Source organism: Pseudomonas sp. UMAB-08 (assembly GCF_900095225.1).
In the GTDB taxonomy this organism is placed as follows: Bacteria; Pseudomonadota; Gammaproteobacteria; order Pseudomonadales; family Pseudomonadaceae; genus Aquipseudomonas.
The window spans coordinates 105,226-128,786 of sequence record NZ_LT607416.1 but is presented as its reverse complement, the minus strand read 5'-3'; the positions used below and the strand labels follow the sequence as shown (position 1 = coordinate 128,786).

20 protein-coding genes are annotated in these 23,561 nt (G+C 58.2%); 9 read left to right on the top strand and 11 right to left on the bottom strand.

The features are described 5' to 3' along the window. Positions 1-289: 289 nt before the first annotated feature. From K0F75_RS06150 to K0F75_RS06125, 6 genes are all read left to right on the top strand, one after another. Positions 290-1,450, top strand: a complete 1,161-nt coding sequence (locus tag K0F75_RS06150) for an efflux RND transporter periplasmic adaptor subunit (RefSeq protein ID WP_219060976.1) — start codon at positions 290-292, stop codon at positions 1,448-1,450. Continuing rightward, on the top strand, positions 1,447-4,560 hold the full coding sequence (locus K0F75_RS06145; protein WP_219060975.1) for a multidrug efflux RND transporter permease subunit: 3,114 nt from the start codon (positions 1,447-1,449) through the stop codon (positions 4,558-4,560). Before K0F75_RS06150 ends, K0F75_RS06145 begins: the two co-directional genes overlap by 4 nt. Before the next feature lie 10 nt (positions 4,561-4,570). Then, a complete protein-coding gene (locus K0F75_RS06140; protein ID WP_219060974.1) occupies positions 4,571-5,248 on the top strand; it encodes a heavy metal response regulator transcription factor in 678 nt (225 codons plus the stop codon). Next, positions 5,238-6,602: a heavy metal sensor histidine kinase gene (locus K0F75_RS06135; protein ID WP_219060973.1), complete on the top strand. Its 1,365-nt coding sequence runs from the start codon at positions 5,238-5,240 to the stop codon at positions 6,600-6,602. Before K0F75_RS06140 ends, K0F75_RS06135 begins: the two co-directional genes overlap by 11 nt. A gap of 193 nt (positions 6,603-6,795) precedes the next feature. Next, positions 6,796-7,026: a hypothetical protein gene (locus K0F75_RS06130; RefSeq protein ID WP_219060972.1), complete on the top strand. Its 231-nt coding sequence runs from the start codon at positions 6,796-6,798 to the stop codon at positions 7,024-7,026. Positions 7,027-7,411: 385 nt separating this feature from the next. After that, positions 7,412-8,941, top strand: a complete 1,530-nt coding sequence (locus K0F75_RS06125; protein ID WP_219060971.1) for a sensor domain-containing diguanylate cyclase — start codon at positions 7,412-7,414, stop codon at positions 8,939-8,941. A gap of 63 nt (positions 8,942-9,004) precedes the next feature. On the opposite strand, the gene K0F75_RS06120 is transcribed toward K0F75_RS06125, so the two are convergent. Next, a complete protein-coding gene (locus K0F75_RS06120; RefSeq protein WP_219061300.1) occupies positions 9,005-9,478 on the bottom strand; it encodes a PA2169 family four-helix-bundle protein in 474 nt (157 codons plus the stop codon). Between the two features lie 227 nt (positions 9,479-9,705). Between K0F75_RS06120 and K0F75_RS06115 the strand changes: the two genes are divergently transcribed. Continuing rightward, positions 9,706-9,936: a DUF3820 family protein gene (locus tag K0F75_RS06115; protein WP_219060970.1), complete on the top strand. Its 231-nt coding sequence runs from the start codon at positions 9,706-9,708 to the stop codon at positions 9,934-9,936. A 26-nt stretch (positions 9,937-9,962) separates the two neighbouring features. Beyond that, positions 9,963-11,165, top strand: coding sequence for an aminotransferase class V-fold PLP-dependent enzyme (locus K0F75_RS06110; RefSeq protein ID WP_219060969.1), 1,203 nt, complete (start codon positions 9,963-9,965; stop codon positions 11,163-11,165). Positions 11,166-11,236: 71 nt separating this feature from the next. Here the strand turns inward: K0F75_RS06110 and K0F75_RS06105 are convergent, their stop codons facing one another. The 3 genes from K0F75_RS06105 to zwf are packed head-to-tail and all read right to left on the bottom strand — an operon-like array spanning position 11,237 to position 14,098. Beyond that, positions 11,237-11,911: a bifunctional 4-hydroxy-2-oxoglutarate aldolase/2-dehydro-3-deoxy-phosphogluconate aldolase gene (locus K0F75_RS06105; protein WP_219060968.1), complete on the bottom strand. Its 675-nt coding sequence runs from the start codon at positions 11,909-11,911 to the stop codon at positions 11,237-11,239. Between the two features lie 17 nt (positions 11,912-11,928). After that, entirely contained in the window at positions 11,929-12,642 is a 714-nt protein-coding gene (pgl, locus tag K0F75_RS06100) for a 6-phosphogluconolactonase (RefSeq protein WP_219060967.1), read from the bottom strand. Next, entirely contained in the window at positions 12,629-14,098 is a 1,470-nt protein-coding gene (gene zwf, locus K0F75_RS06095; RefSeq protein WP_219060966.1) for a glucose-6-phosphate dehydrogenase, read from the bottom strand. The genes pgl and zwf overlap by 14 nt, the downstream gene beginning before the upstream one ends. 239 nt (positions 14,099-14,337) lie before the next feature. Between zwf and K0F75_RS06090 the strand changes: the two genes are divergently transcribed. Beyond that, positions 14,338-15,198 carry a MurR/RpiR family transcriptional regulator gene (locus K0F75_RS06090; protein ID WP_219061299.1) on the top strand — a complete coding sequence of 287 codons (861 nt, stop codon included), beginning with the start codon at positions 14,338-14,340 and terminating at the stop codon, positions 15,196-15,198. Positions 15,199-15,349: 151 nt separating this feature from the next. Here the strand turns inward: K0F75_RS06090 and K0F75_RS06085 are convergent, their stop codons facing one another. From K0F75_RS06085 to K0F75_RS06055, 7 genes are all read right to left on the bottom strand, one after another. Beyond that, positions 15,350-16,714 carry a carbohydrate porin gene (locus K0F75_RS06085; protein WP_219060965.1) on the bottom strand — a complete coding sequence of 455 codons (1,365 nt, stop codon included), beginning with the start codon at positions 16,712-16,714 and terminating at the stop codon, positions 15,350-15,352. 121 nt (positions 16,715-16,835) lie between these two features. Continuing rightward, on the bottom strand, positions 16,836-17,999 hold the full coding sequence (locus K0F75_RS06080; RefSeq protein WP_219060964.1) for an ABC transporter ATP-binding protein: 1,164 nt from the start codon (positions 17,997-17,999) through the stop codon (positions 16,836-16,838). A 2-nt stretch (positions 18,000-18,001) separates the two neighbouring features. Then, the gene (locus tag K0F75_RS06075; RefSeq protein WP_219060963.1) at positions 18,002-18,847 is read right to left on the bottom strand and encodes a carbohydrate ABC transporter permease; all 846 of its coding nucleotides are present in this window, start codon (positions 18,845-18,847) and stop codon (positions 18,002-18,004) included. Further along, positions 18,840-19,748, bottom strand: a complete 909-nt coding sequence (locus K0F75_RS06070) for a carbohydrate ABC transporter permease (protein ID WP_219060962.1) — start codon at positions 19,746-19,748, stop codon at positions 18,840-18,842. The genes K0F75_RS06075 and K0F75_RS06070 overlap by 8 nt, the downstream gene beginning before the upstream one ends. Positions 19,749-19,874: 126 nt before the next feature. After that, positions 19,875-21,167 (bottom strand): ABC transporter substrate-binding protein, encoded by a 1,293-nt coding sequence (locus K0F75_RS06065; RefSeq protein ID WP_219060961.1) that lies wholly within the window; start codon positions 21,165-21,167, stop codon positions 19,875-19,877. A gap of 148 nt (positions 21,168-21,315) precedes the next feature. Then, positions 21,316-22,776, bottom strand: coding sequence for an ATP-binding protein (locus tag K0F75_RS06060; RefSeq protein ID WP_219060960.1), 1,461 nt, complete (start codon positions 22,774-22,776; stop codon positions 21,316-21,318). Further along, positions 22,766-23,509 (bottom strand): response regulator, encoded by a 744-nt coding sequence (locus K0F75_RS06055; RefSeq protein ID WP_374028608.1) that lies wholly within the window; start codon positions 23,507-23,509, stop codon positions 22,766-22,768. The genes K0F75_RS06060 and K0F75_RS06055 overlap by 11 nt, the downstream gene beginning before the upstream one ends. Positions 23,510-23,561 lie beyond the last annotated feature (52 nt).

Genomic DNA, 23,561 nt, shown 5'->3' with positions numbered 1-23,561 from the left:
CTTTCACCAACCTTTCAGCCGATCATATCAAACAGGCACCTGATGCCTATTATTTATTATCGTCAACGCTCATCTTTTCTTTAATAGACCGTCCGCGCGCAGACGCGCAGAACAGAGAGGCGAAGCCTGCCTACGGCGCTAGCTGTCCATTCTGTCAGTTAGCCGTCATTTTGCTGACCGGGTTGGCAGGCTATAAAGAAGGGGCTGACACTGACGATGACGAAAGCCTGCACCAGGCGCCTCCTCTCATCCCTGTCCTTCCCTTTGACTTGCCCGGCGCCTTCCCTGCATGCGTAAACAGACCCGAACCGCAATCGCCGCCAGCGCCATCGTTGCGCTCATCGCGCTCGCCAGTTGGAGCCTGACCCGTCCTGCCCCGGCAAAAGTATCAGCGCCGACGGCGATTCCAGTCCGGGTCATCAGCGTGGTCAAGGAGGATGTACCGCGCTATGTCACCGGCATCGGTTCAGTGCTCTCGCTGCACAGTGTCATCGTTCGCCCCCAAGTCGATGGCATCCTGACCAAACTGCTGGTCAAGGAAGGTCAGCAAGTCAAAGCCGGCGACCTGCTGGCGACCATCGATGACCGTTCGATTCGTGCGACGCTGGCTCAGGCTCAGGCTCAGTTGGGACAAAGCCAGGCACAACTGGACGTCGCGCAAATCGATTTGAAACGCTATCGCTTGCTGACGACGGACAACGGTATTTCCAAGCAGACGTTCGACCAGCAACAAGCGCTGGTCCATCAGCTTCAGGCCACTGCGCTAGGCAATCAGGCGTCGATCGAGGCCGCACAAGTGCAGTTGTCCTACACGCAGATACGCTCACCGGTGACCGGGCGCGTCGGTATCCGCAACGTCGATGAAGGTAACTTCCTGCGCGTCAGCGACGCTCAAGGTCTGTTCTCCGTGACCCAGATCGACCCGATTGCCGTCGAGTTTTCTTTACCGCAACAGATGCTTCCAACCTTACAGACACTGGTCCACGGCAGCACGCCAGCGACTGTCCAGGCCTACATAGGCAATACCGATAACGGCACGTTGTTGGGCGAGGGCAAATTGACCCTGATCGATAATCAGGTGACTGCCAACACCGGCACCATTCGCGCCAAAGCCGAATTCAACAATCCCACGGAGAAACTCTGGCCCGGCCAGCTGGTGACCATCAAGATCCAGACGGCCATTGACCGGGATGCGTTGAAAGTACCGCCGCAAGTGGTCCAGCGTGGCGTTGATCAGCACTTCGCCTACCGCGTGAACGGCAACAAGGTCGAAGTGGTGCCGGTGCAAGTGGTGTATCAAGACAGTGAATTGACCCTGATCAAAGGTCCCAAGGCCGGTGATGTACTGGTCAGCGACGGCCAATCCCGGCTTAAACCTGGCGCGCGCGTGGAGGTAATCACCGCACCGCCCATTGACGGACCAGACACCGCGATGGAGACCGCACGATGAAAGGCCGAGGGTCGGTATCGGCGTGGTGCATTGATCATCCGGTCGCCACCTTGCTGCTGACGTTTGCAGGGGTGTTGCTGGGCCTGATTGCCTTCCCGCGCCTGCCTGTCGCGCCGTTGCCAGAGGCTGAGTTCCCGACTATCCAGGTCGCCGCCTCCCTGCCAGGCGCCAGCCCGGAAACCATGGCCTCCTCGGTCGCGACCCCGCTGGAGGTGCAGTTCAGCGCTATTCCCGGCATGACACAAATGACCTCAAGCAGCGCATTGGGTTCGACCAATCTGACGCTGCAATTCACCCTCGGCAAAAGCATCGACACCGCCGCCCAGGAAGTCCAGGCGGCCATCAACACCGCTGCGGGCAGGCTGCCCGCAGACATGCCCAACTTGCCGACCTGGCGCAAGGTCAACCCGGCCGACAGCCCGGTGTTAATCCTCAGCGTCAGCTCAAACCTGATGCCCGGCACCGAACTCAGTGACATCACCGAGTCCTTGCTCGCACGCCAGCTCAGCCAGATCGACGGTGTCGGCCTGGTCAACATTACCGGGCAACAACGCCCCGCAATCCGGGTTCAGGCCGCGCCGGAGAAACTCGCGGCCTTGGGCCTGACCCTGGCCGACGTGCGCGTGGCGCTGCAACACACCAGCTTGAACCTGGCCAAAGGCGCGCTGTATGGCAAGGACAGTGTCTCGACGCTCTCTGCCAACGATCAGCTGTTCCAACCCGAGGATTACGCGCAACTGATTGTGTCCTACAAAGACGGCGCGCCGGTTCACCTCAAAGATGTCGCCACGGTGATCAACGGTGCGGAGAACGCTTACGTCAAAGCCTGGTCCGGCGATCAACAGGGGGTCAACCTGGTGGTCTTCCGTCAGCCGGGGGCGAACATCGTCGAGACCGTGGATCGCATTCAGCGCGAGTTACCGCGCTTGCAGGAAATGCTGCCGGCGTCGGTGGAAGTGTCAGTGCTCAACGACCGGACCAAAACCATTCGAGCGTCGTTGCATGAAGTGGAAATAACCCTGCTGATCGCCGTGCTGTTAGTGGTCGCGGTCATGGCCCTGTTCCTGCGCCAGTTATCAGCAACCCTGATCGTCAGCAGCGTCCTGGGCGTGTCGTTGGTGGCCAGTTTCGCGATGATGTACCTGTTCGGTTTCAGCCTGAACAACCTGACACTGGTGGCGATTGTCGTGGCCGTAGGGTTCGTGGTCGATGATGCGATTGTGGTGGTCGAGAATATTCACCGCCACCTCGAAGCAGGCGACGGCATGCGCGAAGCCGCGATCAAGGGCGCCGGGGAAATCGGCTTCACCGTCGTGTCGATCAGTTTCTCGCTGGTGGCCGCGTTCATCCCGCTGCTGTTCATGGGCGGCGTGGTCGGGCGGCTGTTCAAGGAGTTCGCCCTCACCGCCACCGCGACCATTCTGATTTCGGTAGTGGTCTCGCTGACCCTGGCACCCACCCTCGCAGCCTTGTTCATGCGCGCCCCCAAGCATGATCCAGATGCCAAACCGGGCTTCGGCGAGCGCTTATTGGCGCTGTACGAACGAGGTCTGCGCAAGGCACTGGCTCACCAGCGCGTGATGATGGGGATTTTCGGCATGACACTGGTGCTGGCAGTCGCCGGTTACATCGTCATCCCCAAAGGCTTTTTCCCGGTCCAGGACACCGCTTTCGTGCTCGGCACCAGCGAAGCCGCCGCCGATATTTCCTACCCTGACATGGTTGAGAAGCACTTGGCGATAGCCAAAATCGTCGGCGAAGACCCGGCGGTCCAGGCATTTTCTCATTCGGTGGGGGTGACCGGCAGCAACCAGACCATCGCCAACGGACGTTTCTGGATTGCCCTCAAAGATCGCAGCGATCGCGATGTATCGGTCAGCGAGTTCATCGACCGCATACGGCCGAAACTGGCAACAGTGCCGGGCATCGTCCTGTACCTGCGCGCCGGGCAAGACATCAACCTCAGCTCCGGCCCGAGTCGAAGCCAATACCAGTACGTGCTCAAGAGCAATGACGGTCAGCTCCTCAATACCTGGACCCAGCGCCTGACCGAAAAGCTCCGGGAAAACCCGGCCTTCCGTGACCTGTCCAACGATCTTCAACTGGGTGGCAGCATCACCCACATCAGCATCGACCGCAGCGCCGCTGCGCGCTTTGGCCTGACGACCAGTGACGTCGACCAGGCGCTGTACGATGCGTTCGGCCAACGGCAGATTAGCGAATACCAGACCGACATCAACCAGTACAAGGTCATCCTTGAACTCGATACCGAGCAACGCGGCAAGGCCGAGAGCCTGAATTATTTCTATCTGCGCTCACCGCTCAGTGGCGAAATGGTCCCGCTGTCGGCTCTGGCCAAGGTCGACCCACCGAGCGTTGGTCCCCTGTCCATCAGCCATGACGGCATGTTCCCGGCCGCCAATCTGTCCTTCAACCTCGCCCCCGGCGTGGCGCTGGGCGATGCGGTGCTGATGCTCGACAAGGCCAAGAGCGACATCGCCATGCCCGCAGCAATCATCGGCTCGTTCCAGGGGGCGGCGCAGGCGTTCCAGAGCTCATTGGCCAACCAGCCGTGGCTGGTCCTGGCAGCTCTGGTGGCGGTGTACATCATCCTTGGTGTGCTGTATGAAAGCTTCGTCCACCCCCTGACCATCATCTCGACCCTGCCCTCCGCAGGGATCGGCGCACTGTTGCTGCTCTGGCTGCTGGGCCAGGACTTCTCGATCATGGCGCTTATCGGCATCGTGCTGCTGATCGGTATCGTCAAGAAAAACGGTATCCTGTTGGTCGATTTCGCCCTGGATGCCCAGCGCAATCGAGGGCTCAGCCCACAAGACGCTATTTATGAAGCCTGCCTGACGCGCTTCCGACCGATCATCATGACCACGCTCGCGGCCCTGCTCGGCGCCTTGCCGCTGATGCTCGGTTACGGCGTCGGCGCGGAGTTACGCCAACCTTTGGGGATTGCGGTGGTCGGAGGGTTAGTCGTCAGCCAAGCGTTGACTCTGTTCACCACGCCGGTGATCTACCTGCAGCTAGAGCGGCTGTTCCATCGGCGCCCGCCACACCCTGCGCCTGACCCCGCAACGGCTCTGGCCATAGACAAGTGAGTGTCGCCCCATGCGTGTGCTGATTATCGAAGATGAAGAGAAAACCGCCGACTACCTGCACCGGGGCTTGACCGAACAGGGCTACACCGTGGATCTGGCCCGCGATGGCATCGAGGGCCTGCACCTGGGGCTGGAAAGTGACTACGCGGTGATCATTCTCGACGTCATGCTGCCGGGCCTGGACGGGTTCGGGGTGTTACGTGCGTTGCGCGCGCGAAAGCAGACACCGGTGATCATGCTCACCGCTCGCGAAAACGTCGACGACCGCATTCGCGGCTTGCGCGAAGGCGCGGACGATTACCTGGGCAAACCCTTCTCTTTTCTCGAACTGGTCGCACGCCTGCAAGCGTTGACCCGACGCAGTAGCGGCCATGAGCCGGTACAGATCAGCATCGCCGACCTCTGGATCGACCTGATCAGCCGCAAGGCCACACGCGCCGGGATGCGCCTGGACCTGACCGCCAAGGAGTTTTCCCTGCTCAGCGTGCTGGCTCGCCGCCAAGGTCAGATCCTCTCGAAAACCTCAATTGCCGAGATGGTCTGGGATATCAATTTCGACAGCGATGCGAACGTCGTCGAAGTTGCGATCAAACGCCTGCGCGCCAAACTGGATGGGCCGTTCGAGCAGAAACTGCTGCACACCATTCGCGGCATGGGCTATGTGCTGGAGAACCGCAGTGGCAACTAATTCCATTGCCCTGCGCCTGAGCAGCCTGTTTGCGCTGGTCGCAATGCTGGTGTTTCTGCTGATCGGCTGGGCCCTTTACCTGCAAGTCGAAAAAGGCCTGGGCCAGTTGCCCGCCGCCGAGGTGGAAGCGCGCTACAGCGTGCTCGAATCCGCCGTTACCCGATTTGGCACTCCCGAGCATTGGGCGAAGATCAGCGCCAAACTCAAACTGCTCAGCGAAGAAGACAAACGCATCCGCTTCTGGGTCGTCAGCGACAACCCGACCTATGAATTCGGAAACCCGGATGCCGCAATCCGCCAGTTCGCCAAGGGCCCGCCGGGCATGCGCGACATGGCACTGGCCGGCCATGAGTTCCCGTTCAAAGTACTGGTCAGCCAGTTCCCGGCACAGGATCAACGCCCGCCGCTACGGTTTTTGATTGCAATCGATACCGAAACTTTCTGGCAGACCCAGCACTCGCTGCTGATCGCCTTGATCGGCCTCGCGGCCGCCGGCATCGTGCTCGCTTCAGTGCTGGGTTACTGGGTCGCACGCATCGGTTTGAAACCCTTGGTCAGCCTATCGCTGGAAGCTCGGAAACTGGCGCCCCCACGCCTGTCTGGCCGCCTGCAATTGTCGTCCCTACCGCCTGAACTGGACCAGTTCGTCAGCTCATTCAATTCGACGCTGGAGCGAGTCGAGCAAGCCTACTCAAGGCTCGAATCCTTCAACGCCGATGTCGCCCATGAACTGCGCTCGCCGCTGACCAACCTGATCGGTCAAACTCAAGTGGCGCTGACCCGTGGACGCTCAGCCGAGCATTACTTCGAAGTGTTGCAATCGAACCTGGAAGAGCTTGAGCGATTGAGGTCGATCATCAACGACATGCTGTTTCTGGCCAGCGCCGACCAAGGCAGCAAGGCCACCGAATTGACGTCCACCTCACTGGCCAAAGAAGTCGCCACCGCCCTTGATTATCTGGACTTCATCCTCGAAGACGCCCACGTGCGGGTCGAGGTCCAGGGCGACGCCAGCGTGCGTATCGAAAAAGCCCACCTGCGACGGGCGCTGATCAACCTGCTGCACAACGCCGTGCAACACACCGAACCAGGGCAAGTGATCCGGGTCGACATTCAGGCCCAGGACGACCATGTCTGCATCGGCGTGGCCAACCCCGGCGCAGAAATAGCCAGCGAACACTTGCCTATGCTCTTTGAACGCTTCTATCGCGTCGACGCTTCACGCAGCAACAGCGGCGCCAACCACGGGTTGGGCCTGGCCATCGTCAAAGCCATCGCCCTGATGCACGGCGGGACCGTTTTCGTGCACAGCCAGCAAGGCGTCAATACCTTCGGCATCAACCTTCCGCGCTGAAGCATTGCCCTCTTCATTGCAGACGTCCCTGCTCCCGAAAACTTGCTATCCCCGCCGACACGTTAAAATTCGTGCCGCACTTTGTTACCAGAATGACAAAAGTCCTTTGAGTACATGCCTCTTTTTCGAACTTCGTCTGACCTATATTTTTGTCGCACTTAATTAGCACTTGCCTAGCAAGAAGGTCTCAAAAATGTCCACCAGTATGGGTATTGCCAGCGTTTTCGTATTGTCTTCGTTCCTGTTGTCCGGTCAAGCGTCTGCAGAAGAGTCGCAGTCCTTTGTTTCACAGAAAGCCGCACGTCAGGCGTCTGTTGAACAAGCCCAAACCCGAGCAGAAATGACCGCAAAGACACCGAACAACGAGCAATCTCTGGAAAAATCGGTAGATCGTGGCACTTCCGATAACGCTCAAAAGGGCTAATCGACTGTAAAAACGTTTCCCTCGACAGTCGATCAAATGCCCCATTTGATCGACCGTTCTTTAAAAGCCACTGCTATCAGTGGCTTTTTTTTTGCGTACCATTTTGCGCTGCAGTGGCTGCGTCCCTCGGCTCTCCAGCCCACCTGAATCCCGCCCCGCCCCCTGCACAACATGTGAGTTCAGCATGAAGACTGATCGTATGCGCTATCAAGACATGTCAGACTTGTAACAATTGTTAGAGAGAGCACGTTGATACCCCCCTAAGGTATAAGGTGTTAAATACGTTCTACTCAGGTGTCAAAAAAACCTTACTTAAACTAATTATTGTCTTTTAAATCAGTACGTTAAATTATTTACAGCGTTTTATTTCCATAGAATTCCGGTCATGAACCCAACCTTTACATTGCATGCAACGCCAGGAAAGTGGTCCAGGCCCGAAATCATCCTGATTTTCGGCAGCACCTTTGCGGTGCTCGCTATTCTTGTGATCGTCACGTCACTGCTGTTTCGCGAACGCGACAGCGCGACAGAAATTGCCGCCCGCGCGGCGTCCAATATCGTGCAGTTGATCGATGCCGACGTGCAGCGCAACGCCGAGCTGTACGACACGTCCATTCAGGGCATGATTGCCGCATGGCAGCTTCCGGGGATCATGACCATCCCGCCACAGATGCGTCATCTGATGCTGTTCGACCGCTCCACAGCTGCGCCCTACAAAGGTGATTTACTGTTATTGGACAAGAATGGCGACATTCTTGCTGACTCTACTTCGCTCGTCCCCAGAGCCGGCAACTTTGCTGACCGTACTCACTTCCGGGCGCACCGGGATAACCCATCGTTGGGCCTACTGGTCAGCGATCCGTTCAAGATGCGCCTGGGCGACCCGGACTGGTGCATCAGCTTCAGTCGCCGCGTGTCTTCACCTGAAGGCGAATTTCTTGGCATCGCCTCGGGGGCGATGCGGCTGCTGTATTTCAATGAGCTGTTCAAAGGCCTGAATATCGGCAAGGACAGCAACGTGAACCTGCTCAATACCCACGGCATCATGCTGGCGCGACAACCGGTGCTGGATGGCAAGAACCTGACCGGGGAGGATTTCAGTCAGAAAGCCAACTTCAAGCGCTCTCTCAAAGAAGGCAGTGGTCACTTTACCAGTGTGTCCTCGCTGGACAACAAAGAGCGTCTGTACACCTTTTCGCGAGTCGGCGATTTGCCGCTGATCGTGGTCGTTGGTCAATCAGTGGAAGAGGTGTATGCCGCCTGGAAGCGCACGACCTTATTGGTGGGCAGCGCTACCAGTATCTTGTGTTTCGGCATTTTATGGCTGACGTTTCTGCTGCGCCGCGAACTGCGTTTGCGCCAGCGTGCCGAACATGGCTTGGCCCACTTGGCTGCGACCGACGGTTTGACCGGCCTGGCCAATCGTCGCCGGCTCGATCAGGTACTGAAAACCGAATGGGCGCGAGGGTTACGTTCAGGGCAGCCGCTGTCGCTGCTGATGATTGATGTCGACAACTTCAAGACGTTCAACGACCGCCACGGTCATCATGGTGGCGACGAGGCCCTGCGTACGGTGGCGGCGACTATTCTTGGCCGTATTCGCCGCCCTGGAGACCTTGCGGCGCGTTATGGCGGCGAAGAGTTTTCCGTGGTACTGGCCGACACACCGCTCGAAGGCGCGCAGGTCATCGCCGAAGCCATCAGGGCTGCGATCGAGGCCCTGCCGCGCTTTGCCAATGACGAACACGCCATCACCGTCAGCATCGGCGTCGTCTCTCATGTGATGCGCCCCGGCGACACACTGAGCACCTTGACCCGCATTGCCGATCAGGCGCTGTATCAAGCAAAACGCAAAGGTCGCAATCGTGTGGAGTGTGGATCATGGACCTCCCATCGCGACCCTCTTGTCACTTGAGTTGCAGATTGCGCCACGCATAAAAAACGCCAGACGAGCTGGCGTTTTCTCCAAAATGCTCAATCAGCTTTTTTGTATGTGAGCGGTATCACGCATGGCTTTGACCTGATCGTGGTTACGCTGTGCACCGTCAAGCTGCTTCTGAATCAAGGCGACAACGTTCGTTGGCAGATTCTTTTCACGGGCTTTTTCAAGCGCTTTTCTGTAAGCCTTGAGTGCAGTGTCTTCACCACGCTCTACCTCACTCAGAATCGCCTCATCGCTTTTACCAGTCACCACCGACTTCAGATCGACCCAGGCGCGGTGCAGCGAACCCACGATGCTTGAAGACGTTTCAGGATCCCCGCCCAGAACACGAACTTCGGCCTGAAGCTCCCGAACGGCGGTAGCGCACTCTTGTGACCGGCTGATAAAAAAGCTCTTTACCGTCGGATTTTTGATGTCTTCGGCGCTGGTATGAAAGCCTTTTTCGCCATCCTTACTGGTTTCAATCAGATCATTGAGCAGTGAAATGGCTTCTTTATTAATATCTGTCATTTTTTCCAACTCCTTATCGGTTAGTGGATGACAGTTGAAAAAAGCAGCCTTCATGCCACATTCTATTTTCTTTAAATACCCTTAAATTTCAACAAGTTGATTTACACAAGAGACAGATCAATCGTTCTTTCTGCAAGAACTGTCGTTTGGCCTGCATGCAGAATGCACGTATCTTGAAGGCTGTCGTTTCGTGCACATCCTACGTGCCCCCATTGAATGGCCTGGACATGAATCCCGAAAAGCTTGAACTGCTGGTCACTCGCGAAATGCCGTATGGCAAATACAAGGGCCGGCTCATTGCCGATTTACCGGGGCAGTATCTGAACTGGTTCGCTCGGGAAGGTTTCCCCTCGGGTGAGTTGGGCAGCCTGTTGGCGTTGATGCACGAGATCGACCATAACGGTTTGTCCGAACTGCTTGACCCACTGCGCAAACGCCAACGCCCGTTCCGCCCCTGACAGTTCAAACGCCAAGCGAGCTCATAATGCCGACTGATCAACATGCCGCCACCGCTCTGGACTGCGCCCGCGATGAAGCCTTCTGGCAGCGCGTCGCTTCACGCTATGAGGTCGAGCCTGGCCCGATCAATCTGGAAAATGGTTATTTTGGCCGCATGACCCGGACGGTGGTCGAGGAGTATCAACACCGGATCGCTGCCATCAACCGTAGCAGTTCGGTGTATGTGCGCCATCAGTTCGATCAGGTCGACAGCGTGCTGATTCGCGATCAACTGGCGGCCATGGTCCAGGTGCCCGCCCACGAGATCGCCATCACCCGCTGTGCCTCCGAATCCCTGCAATCATTGATTCGCAACTACAACGCCCTGCAACCTGGCGATCAGGTGTTGATCAGCGATCTGGATTACATCAGCGTGCAAAGCGCCATGCGCTGGCTGGCGAAGAGCCGTGGTGTGGAGGTGATCGAAATCCAGCACCCGCATCCCGCCACCTATGAAAACCTGCTGGACAGTTACCGCACAGCCTTCGAGAGCCACCCCCGCTTGAAGTTGATGGCGTTGACCCACGTCACCCACCGCACCGGCCTGGTGATGCCGGTGCAAGCGATTGCCTCGTGGGCCAAGACCCATCGCATTGATGTGATCCTTGACGGCGCACACGCCCTTGGTCAACTCGACTTCAAACTGGACGAATTGGGCGTGGCGTTTGCCGGATTCAATCTGCAGAAATGGATCGGAGCGCCGCTGAGCCTGGGCTTTATTTACATCGCCCAAGAGCGCCTGACAGACATCGACCCGGACATGGGCGACAGTCGTTTTGCAATCGACGATATCCGGTCGCGCGCGCCCTATGGCACGCCCAATATCCCGGCACTGATGACCCTGCCGCGAGTATTCGAAGAGCATTTGGCGATGGGCGGTGCCGCCGTGAAGGGCGCACGCCTGAATTATCTGCGCGACCTGTGGGTCAAGCCTGCAAGGGAATTGTCGGGAATCGAGATTTTGACGCCGGACGACCCACGGCTGTATTGCGGGATCACGTCATTTCGCTTTACCCGCCAAGCGGATCAGCAGCGGATGGTCGAGCGTTTACTGGAGGAGTACAACCTGTTCACGGTGGCGCGCGACGGCGCTACGTGCGGGCCGTGTATCCGTATCACACCGGGCTTTACCACATCGGTGGCTGAGATCAAAACACTGGTACGGGCACTGCGTGAACTGAGCCAGTAACCTAAAAACACGGTGCACCCGACCAAGGCGCACCGTGAAAAGCCAAGCAACAACAACCAACAACCTATCTGTCAGTCAAACAGCGCCAGCGCTTCAATACTGGCCGCTTCAATCCGTGCCCACTCGCCATTCTTGATCCAGGCGTTGTCGAGCATCCACGAGCCGCCCACGCACATCACGTTCGGCTGCGCCATGTAGCTCTTCAGGTTGTCTGGATTAACCCCACCGGTAGGACAGAATCGCACTTCGCCGAACGGGCCGCCGAGGGCTTTGATTGCTGCTACGCCGCCGCTGATTTCCGCCGGGAACAATTTGAAACGACGGTAACCCAGGGCATACCCCATCATGATCTCCGAGGCGCTACTGATCCCCGGCAACATCGGCAGCGGGCTGTCGACGCCAGCCTGGAGCAGCTCGGGCGTGCAACCGGGGGTGACGATGAATTGCGCGCCCGCCGCTTCAGCGTCCGCCAGCATCTGCCGGTCAAGGATGGTGCCGGCACCGACGCACAACTCGGGGCGTTGTTCGCGCAGGATGCGAATCGCGGTCAGGCCGAATGCCGAGCGCAGGGTCACTTCCAGCGTGGTCAATCCACCGGCGGCCAGCGCATCGGCCAGGGGCAGAATGTCTTGTTCGCGGGCAATGGTTATCACCGGCAAAATCTTCGCCTTGGCGCAGAGTTCGTCGATTTGGACAATCTTGTTCGCCATGCTGTTCAGCGGCAGGTTTTTTTCGATTGTTTTCATGGCGGCTGATCCTTTGCTCATGGGCACCAGTAAATCTCTAAGGAGGCATTCAGAAAGGCACGGATGGGCATTTGGGCGAAATCATCGCCCGCCACTGCAGTGCGTAACGTATCGAGTTTGGCCTGCCCGGAAATGGACAGGATCTGCAGACGGGCAGATGCCAGCAACTGAAGCGTGAGGGTCAAGCGCTGGCGCGGCACGGTCGGCGCCAGCATGGGCAAGCAACGACGCTGTCCATCGAGGCGCAACGCTTCGCTGAGGTTCGGGCTCTTGGGAAACAGCGACGCGGTGTGACCGTCATCCCCCATGCCCAACACCAATACATCAATCGGTGGCAACTCAGCCAAGGCTTGATCGGCCTCTTGTGCCGCCTCATCCAGGGTTGGCGTTGCGCGGTACAGCCCAATAAAACGGGCTTTAGCCGCCGGGCCCTGAAGCAAGTAGCGCTTCAACAGGCCTGCATTGCTGTCGGCATGCTCGACCGGCACCCAGCGTTCGTCCGCCAGGCTCACCACCACCTTGGACCAGTCCAGCGACTGCTGCGCCAGGCTTTGGAAAAATGCCACCGGACTGCGCCCGCCGGACACCACCAGGGTTGCCACGCCATGCGCGCTGATGGCGCTGCGCAGTTGCTCAGCCACCGCCGTCGCCAGCTCACTGGCCAACAGCGCCGGAGTGGCAAACGTGTGAGCGACTATGCCCGCAGGCAGTTCAACTTTAGATATCCCCATACCAGGACCTCCCGTCACGAGTAATCAGTGCAATGGAGCTCATCGGCCCCCACGACCCAGCCGCGTAAGGCTTGGGTGCATCGCCGGCCTTTTTCCAGCCCGCGATCAGTTGGTCGCACCATTGCCATGCGTACTCAATTTCATCTTTACGGACAAACAGGTTCTGATTGCCACGCATGACTTCCAGCAACAACCGCTCGTAGGCATCGGGGATCCGTGCGCTTTGATAGGTGTCTGAAAAATTCAACTGCAAAGGGCCGCTGCGCAACTGCATGCCTTTGTCCAGGCCTTGATCCTTGGTCATCACCTGCAAGGAAATGCCTTCATCAGGCTGCAGGCGAATGATCAACCGGTTGCTGATCTGCAAGCGCTGCTCGGGGGCGAAGATGTAGTGCGGCGGCTCTTTGAAATGGATCACGATCTGCGACAGCTTTTGCGGCATGCGCTTGCCGGTACGCAAGTAGAACGGCACACCCGACCAGCGCCAGTTGCGAATGTCGGCACGCAGCGCAACGAAGGTTTCGGTATCGCTCTGAGTATTGGAGTTTTCTTCCTCCAGGTAGCCCGGCACCGGTTTGCCTTCGCTGTAACCGGCAATGTACTGACCACGTACCACCTGCGTCGCAAGGCGCTCAGGGGTGAACGGCGCCAGGGCTTTAAGCACCTTGACCTTCTCGTCGCGAATACTGTCGGCAGACAGGTCGCTCGGCGGGTCCATGGCGATCAGGCAAAGCAGTTGCAGCAAGTGATTCTGGATCATGTCGCGCAATTGCCCGGCCTGATCGAAGTAACCCCAACGGCCTTCGATGCCGACCTGTTCGGCGACCGTGATTTCAACGTGGGAAATGTGGTTCTGATTCCACTGGGTCTCGAACAGACTGTTGGCAAACCGCAGGGCGATCAGGTTCTGTACGGTTTCCTTGCCCAGATAGTGGTCGATTCGATAGACGCGGTTTTCCGGAAAGAACTGCGCGACCGCATCGTTGACCCGGCGCGAAGAGGCCAGGTCGTGGCCGATGGGTTTTTCCAGTACGGCACGCGTGCGCTCGGTCAGGTTGACCGACGCGAGGTTCTCGCAGATCGCGCCATACACTGACGCCGGGGTAGCAAAGTAGGCGATCAAGCGCTCGGCGTCGCCCACACGATCAGCCAGTGCGACATAATCCTCGGCCTTGAGAAAGTCCACATGCAGGTAACTCAGGCGCGCCTGAAAACGCTGCACATGCTCATCTTCAAGCTCGGCCTCGGGTACGAATCGGCGCAGACTGCTGTCTATGTAAGCCAGATGCTGCTGTTCACTGCCGGACTCACGCGCCAAGGCAAAAATACGGGTATCGGCATGCAACAACCCAGCGCGGTCAAGCTGGTACAAGGCCGGAAACAGCTTGCGCACTGCCAGGTCGCCTAACGCGCCAAACAAGGCAAAGGTGCACGATTCAACCGTTATCAGGGGCATAATGTTTGTTCTTTTATCAAGTTAGGCTACAAATACCTTTTTTAAAGGCAGTATTCAAGATCAAATGTAGTAATAACCACAACATTTCGTCTAAAACCAGATTCCGATGGTGATAGACGAGAGCCATCAGTACGATAGGCCACCTTTACCAGCGTCTGTAAGACTCTCGATGACAGGCACTGCCAGGGTGTGTACGAATCAGCCTGTTGCCTGCTCGACAAGGATATAAAATGGACCGCATGCGCAACCTCCTGGAGCATATCCAGGGCCGTCTCGACGAATTGAACAAGGCTGAGCGCAAGGTCGCCGAGGTGATCCTGCTCAACCCACAGCAAGCGACGCGCTTGAGTATCGCCGCGCTCGCCCAGGCCGCCAAGGTCAGCGAGCCCACGGTCAACCGCTTCTGCCGCTCGTTCGGGGTCAGCGGTTATCCCGAGCTCAAGTTACAGCTGGCGCAAAGCCTGGCCAGTGGTGCGGCGTATGTAAGCCGCGCAGTGGAGGCCGACGATAACCCCGAAGACTACACCCGAAAAATCTTCGGCAGCGCCATTGCCTCGTTGGACAGCGCCCTTCAGCAACTCGATCCGAACCTGATCAGCAAAGCCGTGGATCTATTGATTCAGGCACGGCAGATCCATTTTTTCGGCCTCGGCGCTTCGGCCCCGGTGGCGATGGATGCGCAACACAAATTCTTCCGTTTCAACCTCGCGGTGACCGCGCACGTTGACGTGCTGATGCAACGCATGATCGCTTCGGTCGCACATACCGGCGAGTTGTTTGTGATCATTTCCTACACCGGCCGCACCCGCGAACTGGTGGAAGTGGCCCGCATTGCCCGCGAAAACGGCGCCTCGGTTCTGGGGCTTACCGCCGAGGGGTCGCCACTGGCCAAGGCCAGCACCCTGAGCTTGAATATTCCGCTCCCCGAAGACACCGACATCTATATGCCGATGACCTCGCGGATCATCCAGCTCACCGTGCTCGACGTATTGGCCACCGGCATGACCCTGCGCCGGGGCGTGGATTTCCAGCCACATTTGCGCAAAATCAAGGAAAGCCTCAACGCCAGCCGGTATCCGATTGACGATGATTTGATTTAAGACCTGGGCGCCCTTGGGCACACCGCATCGAGCCAGCCCTTCTGCGCCAAACGACTCAAAAAAAAGCGGGCAGCCAGGCTGCCCGCAAAGCACACACATACCTTGATCACTGACAGCGCGTCTTAAAGCCTTGATTAGCGCTAAAGCCCGCTTAGAACTTCGACTGAATCTTCAAACCCGCAACCAGCGCATCGTCAACCTGATCGACGCCACCAGGGTGTTTGATGAATTGCAGGTTGGGACGCACGGTCAGCCAATTGGTGACGTGGAAGCCATAGTAAATTTCGGCGTTGTATTCAGTACTCTGCACCGGCAGATAGTTCGGGTTGTCGTAATCGTCGATCCCGCTGATTTGATTGACCAGACGTGCACGGTCTTGCGCATCGTCATTGACGTGGATCCGAGCGATACCCACACCCATGTCATCTTTTGGACGCCCATTGAACGGACCTTTGTAGGTCAGGCCGATCTGCTGGTAGTTATCGATGTAGTTGGTGGCCTTGTCATGCACGGTTGCGTTGGCGAACGCACTCAAGCCACGGGCAGCATCGCCGTTGTGGGTGGTGAGTTGCTGCTGAGCCACGACCCACCAGCCATGTTTGCTGCTGTGCGACTGGTATTCCCCGCCCGGGGTGAGTGGCTGCGCCTGACCGTCGGCGCCTTTGTATACGTCGTCGGCTTTGGCGGTGCTGTAGTAGTAGCCAAGACGGTATTCGCCCGGCAGGTCGTTGACCTTCGGCGACCAGACCAACTCAGTCGGTATGATCATGCCTTTGGTGCCGCTGCCGCTGAGCTTGAAGCCGTTACCGGTTTCCAGGTTGGACGGGTTCTGCTCGAACGCGCCGACCTGTGCGTAGAACTCAGGCGTGATGTTGTACTTAACGCGCAACGCCCACTGGCTGACCGGCCAGTTGTACCAGATGCTGCCGACCCAGTTACCCACTTGCGAGCCGCAGAACGCAAGGTTCTGGAAGTCGCACGGGAAGCTGTTGAAGTCTTCGCCCGGCCCGAAACGACCGGCTTTAACATCCAGTGCGCCGTCAAAATATTTCTGCTTGGCCCACATTTGCGTCAGGCGCCAAGTCTGACCACGGCCCCAGACTTCCTGTGACGAACTGAAGGTGCCAGCACGCGGATCGCCGATGCGGTCATTGGAGATGTTGCGGCCACTGCGCTCGGTGATCGCCAGTTTGAATTCAGCGTCATGCCAGCCGAGGATTTTTTGCAGATCCAGGTCCACGCCCAGAGCGAACTGGTCCGCGTAGCGTGCGGTCTTGTCGTTGTTGTAGCCGCCGTGCAAGTTGCTGCCCACTTCCCCTACGTACTCAAGTGAAAAGTCATATCCCTTGTTCAGCAACTCGGTACGCGTGCCACCCCAGTCGCCCGACATCCACTGCGAGTTCGGATCAAAAGCTTCAGCTGCGTGCACGCTTCCAGCCAGGCTTAATGCACCCAAAACAGACAGCGTGCTAATCAGCTTGAATTGGGTAAGCGATTTGGCTTCTTTCTGATTCATCCCTTAAATCCTCTTATTGTTATTAGCGCTAGTAGGTGACTTGCATTGACTAACATCGTGTCGCTGGCTGACCGATTGTTAAGGCCAGGTCGATCAAACCTGCGATGCTCGGCGCACCCCGTCATTGGTTGCGATTCATCTGAGTGACATTGCCCACACGCCCAGCGGACTGGGACGCGCCTAGAACCCCGAGCCGCTCGCCGCTCTTGGCGTCGAACAGCAACACTTTTGAGGGATCGAACTGCAGGTTCAGAGATTCACCCACCTGCGGTGCAACGTCCGGCGCCAGGCGGCAGCAGACCTTGCTCTGGTTGAGCGTGACGAACACCAGGGTGTCCGGCCCGGTCGGCTCGGTGACCTGAACTTCGGCGCGAATGGTCGGCAAGCCGTTGGGTTCGACGGGTGCCAGAACGATCTGTTCAGGACGCATGCCGAGAATCACTTCGCGGTCTTCCAGGCCTGCATCGAGCATGCCCAGCGGCAGCTCGCAACGCGCCTGACCACTGTCGAGCAGGGCCAGCAAGCGCCCGTCCTTGCGTTGCAGGCGCAAGGGGATGAAGTTCATCGGCGGCGAACCGATGAAGCTGGCGACGAACAGGTTGGCCGGATCGTTGTAAATCTGCTTCGGCGTACCGAACTGCTGAATGATCCCGTCCTTCATCACCGCCACTTTGTCGCCCAGGGTCATGGCTTCGATCTGGTCGTGAGTCACGTAAACCGTGGTGGTTTTCAGGCGCTGGTGCATCAGCTTCATTTCAGTGCGCATCTCGACCCGGAGCTTGGCGTCGAGGTTGGAAAGCGGCTCATCGAACAGGTAGATTTTCGGCCGCCGCGCCAACGCACGGCCCATGGCTACCCGCTGTTGCTGCCCACCGGAAAGCTGGCCGGGCTTACGATTGAGCAGGTGTTCGATCTGCAACAGCTTGGCGACCCGAGCGACTTCCTCTTCGATGGCCGCAGGTGCCATCTTGCGGATTTTCAAACCGAACGAGATGTTCTCGCGCACGCTCATGGTCGGGTACAACGCGTAAGACTGGAACACCATGGCGATGTCACGATCCTTGGGGCTCATGCCGCTGATGTCCGCGTCATCGATCAGGATCGAGCCGCCGCTGATGTTTTCCAGCCCGGCAATGCAGTTCATCAAGGTCGATTTACCGCAGCCCGACGGACCGACCAGAATCAGAAACTCGCCGTCATCGATCTTCAGTTCGATGTTTTTCAAGGTGTCCGGCAAACCGCTGCCGTAGGTCTTGTTGACGTTGCGCAATTCGAGAGTTGCCATGATTACCCCTTGACCGCGCCGGCCGTCAGCCCACGCAGGAAATACTTACCAGCCAGCACATAGACCAGCAGTGTCGGCAGCCCGGCGATCATCGCCGCTGCCATATCAACGTTGTATTCCTTGGCACCGGTGCTGGTGTTGACCAGGTTGTTCAGTGCCACGGTGATGGGCTGCGAGTCGCCGCTGGAGAAGACCACACCGAACAGGAAGTCGTTCCAGATCTGGGTGAACTGCCAGATCAGGCAGACCATGATGATCGGCGTCGACATCGGCAGAATGATCCGGCCGAAGATGGTGAAAAATCCGGCACCGTCCAGCCGCGCAGCCTTGACCAACGCATCCGGAATGCTCACGTAGTAGTTGCGGAAGAACAGCGTGGTGAATGCCAGGCCGTAGACCACATGCACGAACACCAGGCCGGTGGTGGAGGCTGCCAGGCCCATCTTGCCAACCGTGAACGACGCTGGCAGCAGCACGGTCTGGAACGGCAGGAAACAGCCGAACAACAACAGACCGAAGAACAATTGCGAGCCACGAAAGCGCCACATCGCCAGCACGTAACCGTTGATGGCGCCGATAGCGGTGGAGATCAGAACCGCTGGCACGGTGATTTTCACCGAGTTCCAGAAGTAGCCATCGACCGTGGCCCAGGCCTTGACCCACCCCATGCCGGTGACCACTGTCGGCCAGCTCAACAAGTTACCGGTGCTGATGTCTTCCGGGGATTTGAAGCTGGTCAGCAGCATCACAATCAGCGGCACCAGATACACCACGACCGCCAACAGCAAAACCGCATAGATCGCGACCCGGCTGATGCTGATGGAAGGTTTACCCATCTGACTATTCATGGCGCTTGGTCCTCAGCTCGGAATACAGATACGGCACGAGGATGGCGAGAATCGCGCCGAGCATCAGGATTGCACTCGCCGAGCCCATGCCCATCTGGCCGCGGCTGAAGGTGAACGAATACATGAACATCGCGGGCAGGTCCGAAGAGTAGCCGGGGCCACCTGCGGTCATCGCCGCCACCAGGTCGAAGCTCTTGATGGCGATGTGCGCCAGAATCATCACCGCGCTGAAAAACACCGGACGCAGGCTTGGCAGCACCACCCGCAGATAAATGGTCGGCAGGCTCGCGCCGTCGATCTGCGCGGCACGAATGATCGACTGATCGACCCCGCGCAACCCGGCGAGAAACAGCGCCATGACGAACCCGGAAGACTGCCAGACCGCTGCGATCACCAGGCAGTACACGACGCGACTCGGATCGACCAGCCAATCCAGGCGGAAGCCTTCCCAACCCCAGTCACGGAGCATTTTGTCCAGGCCCAGACCGGGGTTGAGCAGCCATTTCCAGGCTGTACCGGTGACGATCATCGACAGCGCCATCGGGTACAGATAGACCGTGCGGATAAAACCTTCACGACGGATGCGCTGATCCAGCAGGACCGCCAGCACGACACCCAGCACCAGACTGATGCCAATGAACATGCCGCCGAACACCGCGAGGTTCTTGCTCGCCACCCACCAACGATCGTTGTCGAGCAGACGTGTGTATTGCTGCAAACCCGCCCACTTGTAGCTGGGCATAAACGTTGAATTAGTGAACGAAAGCACAAACGTCCACAGGATGTAACCATAGAAACCGACCAGCACGATCAGCATGCTTGGCGCCAACACCAACTTGGGCAGCCAGCGTTGCAGCGCATCGAACGGTGAGGCCTTGCTGAACACAGCGACAGAGCTCATCTGAAAAATCCAGTTCGAGAACAAGGAATCCAGGCCGAACGCCAGCGTGAAACCCGCTAAGGTTTCAGCTGCACGCACTACGGCTGGGGTGTACCGCTGGCGAACCAGCGGTGATTCAACAGTCGATTACTTGGCTGACTGGATGCCCGAGTACAGCTTTTTGACGACGGCTTGCGGATCGGCTTTCGGGTCGCTCATGAAGTTAGTGACCGTGTCGAAGATCGCGCCCTGCACAGCGAGTGAGGTCGCCATGTTGTGCGCCATGCTTGGCTCAAGCTTGCCGTTCTTGTCGGCATCCTTGAAGTCCTTTGCCGAAGCCTGACCACAGCTGTCGAACTTGCTCATGTCCAGGTCGTTACGAACCGGGATCGAGCCTTTGTTCTGGTTGAACACGTACTGGAACTCAGGCTCGAGGGCGATTTTTGCCACGTCGTTCTGAGCCGCGAGGTTGCCGGGGGTGTTGTTTTTGGCAGACAACTTGAACATTGCCAGCGAGTCGATGTTGTAGGTGTAGCTGCCCTGGGTGCCCGGGAAAGGAACGCATTGGTAGTCTTTACCGGCAACCTTACCGGCGGCACTCCACTCGCTCTTGGCCCAGTCGCCCATCATCTGCATGCCGGCCTTGCCCTGAATGACGTCAGCCGCCGCAAGGTTCCAGTCACGCCCGGCACGGTTGTTGTCCATGTAGCCGATGAGTTTTTTCAGCGTGGTGAACACCTCGACCATCTTGTCGCCCGTCAGGGTTTTCTCGTCGAGATCAAGGAAGGCTTTCTTGTAGCCCTCTGGCCCCATGATGCTCAGCACCAGGTCTTCGAAGACCGTGCTGTCCTGCCAGGGTTGGCCACCGTGGGCCAAGGGGATGAAACCGGCTGCCTTGAGCTTGTCACCTGCCGCGAAGAATTCATCAAGGGTGGCTGGCGCTTTGTCGATACCGGCTTTCTTGAACACTTCCGGGTTGATCCACAGCCAGTTCACCCGGTGAATGTTCACCGGCACCGCCACGTAATGACCTTCGTACTTCATCGTGTCGGAGACGGTTTTGGACAGCAGCTTGTCCCAGTTATTGGCTTTCGATACGTCGTCGAGGTTGGTCAACAGGCCCAAGGCGCCCCACTCTTGCAGGTCCGGACCTTTGATCTGTGCAGCAGAAGGTGGATTACCAGACACCGCACGGGTTTTCAACACGGTCATGGCCGCGGCACCACCGCCACCGGCGACGGCGCTGTCCTGCCAGCTATAGCCATCTTTCTCGACCAGCTTTTTCAGGACATCGACAGCCTTTGCTTCGCCGCCCGACGTCCACCAGTGGACCACTTCCACGGTGCCTTTTGAACCGGCAGGCGCATCCGCAGCAAGAACGCTCAGAGGGAACAACGAGGCGAGGGAAATGACAGCAGCGAGGCGGGAGATCGAATTCATCTGATTACCTTTTCTTGTTGTTATGCGTGAGCAAGTCTGGTGCTTGCGCTGCATAGATTTTAACCAAGGGTTTCGGCGCCACGGTAACGAAGGGACGCGCAAAGGTCACAGCCTGGTTACATAAAGGAAACAGTCGTAAAAAGGCCTGTCAGTCGTGGGTTCGCGGCAGGCGCAAGGTCACGCGCAGGCCGCCTTCGCGGAGGTTTTGCAGGCTCACTTCGCCGCCATGGCTGTGGGCAATATTGCGCGCAATACCCAAGCCCAGGCCGTACCCCTGCTGTTGCTTGCCGGCGAGACGGAAATGCGGTTCGAACACTTGTTCCTGGCGCTGTTCGGGCACACCGGGGCCTTCGTCATCGACGTGCAGGACGAACGCTTCGGCGTCGTCATCGACATGCAGGTGGGCCTTCTGCCCGTACTTGAGTGCGTTATCGATCAGGTTGCCGATGCAGCGTTTGAGCGCCAATGGCTTGCCCGGATAAAACGCGGCGGCCTTCCCTTGCTGGGTGACACGGCCATTGCCGGCGGGCGACAGGTAGGGTTCGACCAGGCAATGCAGCACCTGATTGAGGTCCACCGGCTCAATGTTTTCGTGGATATCCGTATCTTTCACGCATTGCAGCGCGCCTTTGACCAAGAGCTCCAGCTCGTCGAGGTCGCGACTGAATTTGGCTTGCACCGCCTCATCGTCCAACAGCTCGACCCTCAGCCGCAAACGCGTGATGGGCGTACGCAAATCGTGGGAAATCGCGCTGAACAGCTGGCTGCGTTCCGAGAGGTAGCGACTGATACGCTCGCGCATGGCGTTGAACGCCCGACTGACTTCAACCACCTCGCTGCCGCCACCTTCGACGACCGGTTCGACTACCGTACCCAACGACATTTCCCGCGCCGCGCGGGCCAGACGCTTGAGCGGACGGCTTTGCCAATGCACCAGCAGGCCGATAAACAACAACAGAAAGCTGCTGGTCAGCACGATGAACCAGACCTGCTGCGCCGGCAGATCCTGCTCTTCGAGCGTGGTGTAGGGTTCGGGCAGCAACGAGGCGATGTACAGCCATTCGCCGGGCGCCAGTTCGATCTGGGTGACCAGGACCGGCGGATTGATCGGCTCCAGACTCAAGGCGTAATGCGCCCAGGAACGTGGCAGCTCATCTAGCTTGATGCCACCGTTAAAAATCCGCAGGTCTTCGGGTCGCACGAAACTCACCGAAATATTCGGTTCACTGCCGAGATGCTGACGCAACACGTCGTCGACCGCGTTCAGCACTGCGGTCTTGCGCGGGGTTGGCCCCAGCACGTCCATTTCCAGCGGTTTGTCATTCAGGGTCACGACAAAACGCGTACCGCCCATGCTGCGCAATTGATCGAGCACCAGCGGACGATAAGCCACCGGCAGTGACCGGAAGTAACTGACGCTGGCGGCCATGGAGTGCGCGAGGCTCCGGGCGCTGGTGACCAAGCCTTCCATTTGCGTGGCGCGCAATTGCGACAACCAGATCACGCTGGACAACCCCTGCGCCAGCAGCACGACCAGCAGCGTCAGCAACAGCATGCGACCCAGCAACGAGTGCGGCACCAGCCGACGCCAACCTTTTTCAGTAGCCATTAGTGACCAACGACGTGACATTCGCGGCCAACAGGTAGCCACTGCCACGCACGGTACGAATCAGCCGAGGCGCCTTGCCGGTATCTCGCAATCGTTGACGCAGACGGCTGACAGCCATGTCGACAATGCGTTCCAGGGGCATCAGCTCACGACCCCGGGTGGCATTGCCAATGGTGTCGCGATCAAGGATTTGCTGCGGGCGATCCAGAAACAATTTGAGCAAGGCAAAATCGGCGCCGGAGAGGATCACTTCCTCGCCATCATTGTGAAAGAGTCGGTGACTGACCATGTCCAGCCGCCATTCATCGAAAGCCAGTACCTCACCGGCGCCCCGCTCGTGACCGAATTGCGCACGTCGCAACAGGGCCTTGATTCGCGCCTGCAGCTCGCGGGGACTGAACGGTTTGCCCAGATAATCATCAGCGCCCAATTCCAGACCAATCACCCGGTCCGCTTCGTCGGAGCTGGCCGTGAGCATGATGATCGGGACCTGGGACTGACGCGGATGCTGACGCACCCAACGACACAGGCTGAAACCATCTTCGTCGGGCAGCATGACATCGAGGATCACCAGATCGCTGGGTTCTTCGTTGAGCGCCTGGCGAAAACCGGCACCATCGCCCACCGTGCGCACGACGAAGCCACAACGACTCAGGTAGGTTTGCAGCAATTCACGAATTTCCTGATCATCATCGACCAGCAAAATCGATTTACTGACTGAACTCACATCCATCGTCCTTGTTCTGAATAAAACATGCGCCTCATGAACGAGGCGTGGCACAGGT

Excerpts from the sequence above, each read along its gene's own strand:
- K0F75_RS06105 (WP_219060968.1), bottom strand. The coding sequence starts at position 11,911 with ATGAAAACAATCGAAAAAAACCTGCCGCTGAACAGCATGGCGAACAAG.
- K0F75_RS06140 (WP_219060974.1), top strand. The coding sequence starts at position 4,571 with ATGCGTGTGCTGATTATCGAAGATGAAGAGAAAACCGCCGACTACCTG.
- K0F75_RS06145 (WP_219060975.1), top strand. The coding sequence starts at position 1,447 with ATGAAAGGCCGAGGGTCGGTATCGGCGTGGTGCATTGATCATCCGGTC.
- K0F75_RS06110 (WP_219060969.1), top strand. The coding sequence starts at position 9,963 with ATGCCGACTGATCAACATGCCGCCACCGCTCTGGACTGCGCCCGCGAT.
- pgl (WP_219060967.1), bottom strand. The coding sequence starts at position 12,642 with ATGGGGATATCTAAAGTTGAACTGCCTGCGGGCATAGTCGCTCACACG.
- K0F75_RS06060 (WP_219060960.1), bottom strand. The coding sequence starts at position 22,776 with ATGGCTACTGAAAAAGGTTGGCGTCGGCTGGTGCCGCACTCGTTGCTG.
- K0F75_RS06120 (WP_219061300.1), bottom strand. The coding sequence starts at position 9,478 with ATGACAGATATTAATAAAGAAGCCATTTCACTGCTCAATGATCTGATT.
- zwf (WP_219060966.1), bottom strand. The coding sequence starts at position 14,098 with ATGCCCCTGATAACGGTTGAATCGTGCACCTTTGCCTTGTTTGGCGCG.
- K0F75_RS06090 (WP_219061299.1), top strand. The coding sequence starts at position 14,338 with ATGCGCAACCTCCTGGAGCATATCCAGGGCCGTCTCGACGAATTGAAC.
- K0F75_RS06080 (WP_219060964.1), bottom strand. The coding sequence starts at position 17,999 with ATGGCAACTCTCGAATTGCGCAACGTCAACAAGACCTACGGCAGCGGT.
- K0F75_RS06070 (WP_219060962.1), bottom strand. The coding sequence starts at position 19,748 with ATGAGCTCTGTCGCTGTGTTCAGCAAGGCCTCACCGTTCGATGCGCTG.
- K0F75_RS06115 (WP_219060970.1), top strand. The coding sequence starts at position 9,706 with ATGAATCCCGAAAAGCTTGAACTGCTGGTCACTCGCGAAATGCCGTAT.
- K0F75_RS06085 (WP_219060965.1), bottom strand. The coding sequence starts at position 16,714 with ATGAATCAGAAAGAAGCCAAATCGCTTACCCAATTCAAGCTGATTAGC.
- K0F75_RS06075 (WP_219060963.1), bottom strand. The coding sequence starts at position 18,847 with ATGAATAGTCAGATGGGTAAACCTTCCATCAGCATCAGCCGGGTCGCG.
- K0F75_RS06150 (WP_219060976.1), top strand. The coding sequence starts at position 290 with ATGCGTAAACAGACCCGAACCGCAATCGCCGCCAGCGCCATCGTTGCG.
- K0F75_RS06065 (WP_219060961.1), bottom strand. The coding sequence starts at position 21,167 with ATGAATTCGATCTCCCGCCTCGCTGCTGTCATTTCCCTCGCCTCGTTG.
- K0F75_RS06130 (WP_219060972.1), top strand. The coding sequence starts at position 6,796 with ATGTCCACCAGTATGGGTATTGCCAGCGTTTTCGTATTGTCTTCGTTC.
- K0F75_RS06125 (WP_219060971.1), top strand. The coding sequence starts at position 7,412 with ATGAACCCAACCTTTACATTGCATGCAACGCCAGGAAAGTGGTCCAGG.
- K0F75_RS06055 (WP_374028608.1), bottom strand. The coding sequence starts at position 23,509 with ATGGATGTGAGTTCAGTCAGTAAATCGATTTTGCTGGTCGATGATGAT.